The 6565-nt window shown below is 62.5% G+C and carries 6 protein-coding genes; 2 read left to right on the top strand and 4 right to left on the bottom strand.

What is annotated here, in order from left to right:
- Positions 1-111: 111 nt before the first annotated feature.
- The 4 genes from AC30NL_RS04660 to AC30NL_RS04675 form a co-directional block, all read right to left on the bottom strand.
- Positions 112-792 (bottom strand): Fe2+-dependent dioxygenase, encoded by a 681-nt coding sequence (locus AC30NL_RS04660; RefSeq protein ID WP_489462844.1) that lies wholly within the window; start codon positions 790-792, stop codon positions 112-114.
- A 12-nt stretch (positions 793-804) separates the two neighbouring features.
- A complete protein-coding gene (locus tag AC30NL_RS04665; protein ID WP_489462845.1) occupies positions 805-3033 on the bottom strand; it encodes a TonB-dependent receptor in 2229 nt (742 codons plus the stop codon).
- Positions 3034-3085: 52 nt separating this feature from the next.
- The gene (locus AC30NL_RS04670) at positions 3086-3826 is read right to left on the bottom strand and encodes an energy transducer TonB (protein WP_489462846.1); all 741 of its coding nucleotides are present in this window, start codon (positions 3824-3826) and stop codon (positions 3086-3088) included.
- Positions 3827-4168: 342 nt separating this feature from the next.
- Positions 4169-4744 (bottom strand): YceI family protein, encoded by a 576-nt coding sequence (locus AC30NL_RS04675; RefSeq protein WP_489462847.1) that lies wholly within the window; start codon positions 4742-4744, stop codon positions 4169-4171.
- Positions 4745-4956: 212 nt separating this feature from the next.
- Between AC30NL_RS04675 and AC30NL_RS04680 the strand changes: the two genes are divergently transcribed.
- Both AC30NL_RS04680 and AC30NL_RS04685 read left to right on the top strand, forming a co-directional pair.
- Entirely contained in the window at positions 4957-5436 is a 480-nt protein-coding gene (locus AC30NL_RS04680; RefSeq protein ID WP_489462848.1) for a VOC family protein, read from the top strand.
- 164 nt (positions 5437-5600) lie between these two features.
- Positions 5601-6338, top strand: coding sequence for an expansin EXLX1 family cellulose-binding protein (locus AC30NL_RS04685; protein WP_489462849.1), 738 nt, complete (start codon positions 5601-5603; stop codon positions 6336-6338).
- The last annotated feature ends 227 nt before the right edge of the window (positions 6339-6565 follow it).

A 6565-nucleotide genomic window follows, 5' to 3' on the forward strand; every position in this document is an offset into this window, starting at 1 on the left:
CTGATCTAGGCGCAAAGCGCAGCCATAGCCCGGGCTATGGCGAGCATTTGTAACGACGAGCAGGGGTCTTTTGGCGTGATGAGCGGGCATGATCGAAATACTCTCAGCCTCTCAGGGCTGCGACCACATGCGCAGCAGGTTGTGATAGCAGCCGGTCAGTTGCAGTCGTGCACCTTCATCGGCTTCGGTCTGGGCAAGGCGCTGGATCGACGTGTCGAGGTCGAGCAGCAGCGCGCGCTGGCCAACGTCGCGCACCATGCTCTGGATCCAGAAGAAGCACGCAAGCCGAGACCCGCGCGTGACGGGCTCGACGCGATGCAGGCTCGTCGACGGATACAGCACGAGATGACCGGCGGGCAGCTTGATCGAATGCGCGCCGTAGGTGTCGTCAATGAGCAGCTCGCCGCCGTCGTAGTCTTCAGGATCGGTCAGGAACAAGGTGGCCGACAAGTCGGTGCGCATTCGCTGCGCACGGCCCGGCATCAACCGCAATGCATTGTCGACATGGTTGCCGAAGGACTCGCCTCCTTCATAGCGGTTGAACATGGGCGGGTACACGAGCGCAGGCAAGGCCGCGCTGATGAACAGCGGATTACGTTCCAGCGCGACCAGCACCATGTCGCCCAATTCGACGGCAACCGGCGAAGCTTCAGCGAGTTGTCTGTTGTGCTTGACACGCGCCCCTTGATGTCCGGCGGTGGCGAGGCCATCAACCCACGGAGCAGCGAGCAGGCGCGACCGCGCATCTCGAAGCTGCACCACGGACAGCAGGTCGGGGATCTGAACGATCATCTCGCGCCTTGCCTAGAAACGGTAGACCACGCTCGCAAGCGCCGTGCGTCCGCGAATCGGCGTGGCCCGGCCGCCGTTGCCCACCTCGAAGTAGTGCTTGTCGCTCAAGTTCTGCAGGTTCAAACGCAGCTCGACATCCTTCTGAAGATAGGCCAGCGTCGCATCGAAACGCGTGTAGCCATCAACCGCCGCACTCTCGAAGTTGTTGAGCCAGCGCGAAGCCGATACAAGCACGCCGCCGCCGACTTCCCACTGCGGTGAAATGCGTGCAGTGGTCCACAGCGTCGCCGTGTGGCGCGGCGTGTTGGGTGTGCGCTTGCCTTGCGCCGCAATATTGGCATCGACACCGGTGCCGATCTCCGGAGACTGGAGGATCCGGCCATCGAGATAGGTATAGCCGCCGAAGACTTGCCACGTCGGCGTGATTCGCCCCGCAGCAGTCAGCTCGAAGCCGTCGACGCGGATTCGGCCCGCCGTCACCTGCACAGATCCCGCGCCGTCGCGTGATCGGGCGTTGATCTTGTCGGTGCGGAAGACCGCGCCAGTCAGGGTGAGTTCGCCGTCGAGCGCGTCCCACTTCACACCCGCTTCGACGGAGCGATTCTTCTCCGCATCAAGCTGGGCTGTCGCCGCGCTTTGCGTCACCGTTTCAGCCGACGGATTGAACGATGTGCCGTAGGACAGATACCACGACTGCGCCTCGTTGGGCTGGAAGAGCACGCCTGCCCGTGGGCTGAACACCGTCTCCGACTTCGGTTGCGAAGGTGCGGTCGTGTCGACGGGGAAGCCGCTGGGCAATGTGTAGGTCGTCAAATCGCTGCGGGCCTTGAATCGCTCGCCGCGCACACCGGCCACCAGCTTCCACTGCTTGCTTAGATCGATCTGGTCGTTGACGTAGGCAGCCAGCGTATCTGCGGTTGTTGTGACAGTTCGCGAGAGTGCACGTTCGCCCGATCGCACATCGAGCGTCGGATTGCCGAGGTTCACGCTCGCTGCCGCTGCGGAGGTGTTCCACACGTAGCGTTCTTCTCGGTTCTCGTCGCGACCGATCTCGATGCCGGTTGTCAGCGTGTGCTGCATGCCGCCGCCTTGCAGCTTGACCACCAGATCGGTCTGGTTCGAGAACGACTTGTCGTGAAGCACGCGGTCGCGGTCCTGTCGCGGTGCGCTGAGCAGCGTGAGTGGGTCATTGAGCGTAGGCACACCGCCACCCGTGCGCACCACTGCACCCAGCGGAGATGGCGAGGCTTCGGTGACGTTGGCGCTGAGCAATGTCCGGTTGCGCAAGGTCGCCATCGGGCTCAGCTTGTGCTGCACGGTCGCGGTGACGACGTTGACCGATTGATTGAAGTGGTCGTCGCTGTAGCCGTAGAACACGTTGGGCGCTGCATTGACAGGCTTGCGCACGGTGCCCTCGCCGTTGCTCGTGACCATCGGGAAGCCATAGTCGGGCAGATCGCGATTGCGCTGCAACAGCGCGGAGACCGTGACTTCGGTGGGCGTGTTGATGCCGAAGCGCAGCGAAGGCGCAACGCCGAAGTCACGCAGGCGCTCGACGTCGCGCGTCGAGCGGATGTCCTGGCCGAATACGGCAACGCGCGCTGCCGAGGTCTCGGAAACTTTGCGATTCACGTCCGCCGTCGTACGAACATAGTCGTCCGTGCCAACCGTTGCACCGACTTCAGTGTGATCGCGCAACTCAGGCTTCTTGCTCACCTGGTTAATGACACCACCGGTCGAGCCGCGGCCGAACAGCATGGACGACGGGCCCTTGAGCACCTCCACCGCATCCAGCGAGAACACGTCGCGGGAATACTGGCCGCGGTCACGCAGGCCGTCGAGGTAGACATCGGTGCGCGCCGAGAAGCCACGCAGGTTGATGTTGTCGCCGATCACTCCGCCCTCGCCCGCACCCAGCGTGATGCCCGGCACGTTGCGAAGCGAGTCCTTCAGCGAGGCCGCGGCTTGCGAATCGATCATCTTGCGATCGACCACAGTGACGGACTGCGGAATGTCGCGCACCGGCGTGTCGAACTTGGCGCCCGTGGTGGCCGTGCCACTGTCGCGCTCGCGTGTCGCGGTGGCCTTGATCTCGGGCAGTGCGGCTTCGCTTGGCTTCTTGGCCTCGTCCTGGCTCGCAGGATGTGCGTCTTGCGCGTGGGCTGCTCCGAAAGCGAGCGCAAGGGCTGCTGCTCGAAGGCTCAGTGGAATAGAAGGGTGGCGCCGGGAATCGTTGTTCATTTGTGTCGAGGTTGTGATGGGTCGCCCCCCCAGGGCAGGCTTGTGACGGCTGTCACTTCTCCAGGTCGAAGGACAGCGGCACGAGAGCCCAGCCTGCCATTGGCTGGCCGTTGTCGCTGTAGGGCTTGAAGCGGGCCTTCTCGATGGCGGCAACGGCCGCTTCGTCCAGCCTCGCGAAGCCTGACGATTGCTGCACCTGCACCTGCCGAGGCATGCCGGCCTCGTCGATGAAGACACGCAGCACCACGCGGCCCGCTTCGCCTGCACGGCGCGAAGCCCTCGGGTAAACGAGCACCGGTGCCTCGATGTATTGCACGGCAGATGTCGGGATGCTTTTGATCGGTGCATTGATCGGTGCATTGATCGGTGCAGCCGGCGCAGGTGTCGCAGGCGGTGGCGTCGGGGTCGCCTCGGGCGCCGACTGAACAGACACGACTTCAGGCTGCGGGGTCCCAATGGATGCCGTCGGCGCGACGGGCGTGGCGATCATCGTCGGGACGGGCTCGACGATCGGCTGCTTGAATACCGGCGTCGGAATTGGCGTGGGCAACGACTCCTCATGCACGGGCTGCGCCACGATGCGCACGACCATCGGCGCAGGTTCAGCGAGCTTGTCGCGAACATTCCGCGCCTGCAGAAAGCCGAAGATGATGGCGACATGAAGGCCGACGATCACGCCGGCTGCGACGCGTCGATGCGGAGACTTCAGACCGTTGCTGCCGTCGCGGCGATAAGTTGACCGGGCTGAGAAGGGTGCAGGCGTCGATGAAGAGCTCAAGGTCGCGGTGGTCATGGCTTCGCGTCATGTCAATTCGATCCGAACTTTATCATGATTACGAATCGTTCTCATTTGTATGAGCCTTGCCGTCCTTTGCTCCGTGAGTTTTTGGCGAACACAGTGAATGAACGGCGCCGTCGACACCGGGCTTATCAGTCGCTTCGGCAGTCTGGACCCGAGCAACGGCGGACAACGCTCGGCGACCTGCGCACGGGCTATCGAATCAATCGCGACGTGAAGGTGGCAGTGGAGTGTTCAACCTCCTCAACCGGAAGGCGAGCGACATCGACTACTACGCGTCGTAGGCTGTCACTTGCAGCGTCCGAGCCATGGCCCGTGGCCTCCTGTCGTTGACACTCACTCGGCCGCGATCGCCTCCACCTGGATGCGAAGGGTCACACCCATTTTCATGCCGTACGGCTTACCTGCGTCAAGTCCGAAATCGTCGCGCTTGAAGTGACCAATGGCATCGGCGCCGCAGACTTCTCTCTTGAGCATGGGATGCGGCACGCACTTGAACGAGTCGATGTGCAAGGTGACAGGCTTGGTCACGCCGTGCATCGTCAGTTCGCCGAAGACCCGAGTCGGCCCGCCCTTCTTGAAACCGGTGAGCTTGCCCTTGTAGATTGCCTGAGGGTACTTGGCCGTGTCGAAAAATTCAGGTGTCGCGGCCCAACTGTTCACCTTGTCGTGGCCGGTATCGAAGCTCGCGAGATCCACCGTGACCTCGAGCGTCCCGTGCATCGCGGCTTTGTCGAGCGTCACCTTGCCCATGGTCTTGTTGAACTTGCCACGCCAGACCGACAGGCCGAGGTGGTCCGCCTCGAAACTGGGATAGGTGTGCTCGGGATCGATGTTGTAGGCGACGGGGGCGGCACAGGCGGAAGCCGCCGCGGTCAATGCAATCGTGGAGAGCAGGAGAGACGTCTTCATCGTGGTTCCTGAGGAGGTTTTTGGGGTGGGTCCCGGATTTGATGGGATGGTAAGCAAGTTGGGGCTCTCGCATCAAAGCGCCCAACAATCCAGGTACGCGGGTTGCTACGCCCCATGGCCCTCAACGACTTCAGCCTGACGCCGTCAACCATCGGGACGACGACTGCGGTGTCTGCGCCGAAACATCCTTCCATCTCTAAAGGAGAACGAACGTGACCCAAAAGAACACAGTCTGTCTTTGGTACAACGGCAATGCCCTGGATGCCGCGCGGTTCTATGCAGAAGTCTTTCCCAACAGTGCGGTGGGCACAGTGATGCGATCACCAGGCGACTATCCGGACGGCAAGCAAGGCGATGTCCTGACGGTGGAATTCACCGTGATGGGCATCCCATGCGTGGGTCTCAATGGCGGACCGGCGTTCAAGCACAACGAGGCTTTCTCTTTCCAGGTTGCGACTGATGACCAGGCCGAAACCGACCGTCTGTGGAATGCCATCGTCGGAAACGGCGGCCAAGAGAGCCAATGCGGTTGGTGCAAGGACAAGTGGGGGGTGTCGTGGCAAATCACCCCGCGCGCCCTCATTGCTGCGATCTCTGACCCCGATCGCGCGGCAGCCAAGCGCGCGTTCGAAGCGATGATGCCAATGAAGAAGATCGACATCGCGACAATCGAGGCGGCGCGGCGGGGGTAAGGCAGCCATCCGGGCGGCGTGTTGTGAAAGATCCCACATGAACATGATGCCCGGTCACATGGTGGTCCCGCACCTTTGCCACATATGGACAAGCCTCGTTACCGAAGTAGTCGCTTCGATTATTTCGAAAGGCGATACTTTTGCGTTTTCACCTGCGAGCCACCATGAAACTTCTCCAATGGATGCGCAAGATCGCCTGCATCGGGATGCTTATGCTCGCCGCTTCGTGCGGCGGCGGAGGTAGTTCTTCCAGCGACACGACCACACCGTCCGACACTGCGGGCACTGGCACCACGGCTGCCCAAGCGCTAGGCGCGGTCCACCATGGAGAGGGGACGTTTTACAGCGCGACGGGCGAAGGCAACTGCAGCTTCGACGCGAGCCCCAGCGACTTGATGGTCGCGGCGATGAATCACGTCGACTACGCAGGAAGCGGCGCGTGCGGCGAGCGCATCATCGTCACCGGACCCAAGGGAACGGTCTCTGTGCGCATCACTGACCAGTGCCCCGAATGCGCAGAAGGCAACGTCGACCTGAGCGCGCAGGCGTTTGCCCAAATCGCCGACCCGGCGGCAGGCCGAGTGGCGATCTCGTGGCAGGTCGTGGCCGCCGACATTCAGACGCCGGTGCAGTACCGCTATAAGGAAGGCAGCAGCCCCTACTGGACCGCGATCCAGGTGCGCAACCATCGCCTGCCGATCACGCAGCTCGACATCCTGCCCGCCGGCAGCAGCAGCTGGATCAGCGTTGAGCGCACCGACTACAACTACTTCGTCTATCCGTCCCAGATCGCAAGCGGTCCGCTGCAGGTGCGCGTCACCGCGCTGGGCGGCATGACACTCATCGACACACTGCCCGAGCCCCAGGGCGGGCTCCTCGTGACGGGCGCTGCGCAGTTTTGATGATGCAGGGGGGAACTTCCGCCCTCCCAAGCCGACATGGAATGTGGAGTGGCCCGTCAGCATAGAAGGCGTCGCGCCCGCTTCCACCAGCACGGCGCGAACGTTCATGAGAGCCTGGCGGACTTATGCGACGAAGTCGTCGCTCTCGAACCGTCTTGCACATCGCATCACCGGCCTCGCATTCCGGATTCAGAACGATGTAGGCCTGACGAACTGGCCGCGCTCAC

This window comes from Rhizobacter sp. (assembly GCA_021153565.1).
Lineage (GTDB): Bacteria > Pseudomonadota > Gammaproteobacteria > Burkholderiales > Burkholderiaceae_C > Albitalea.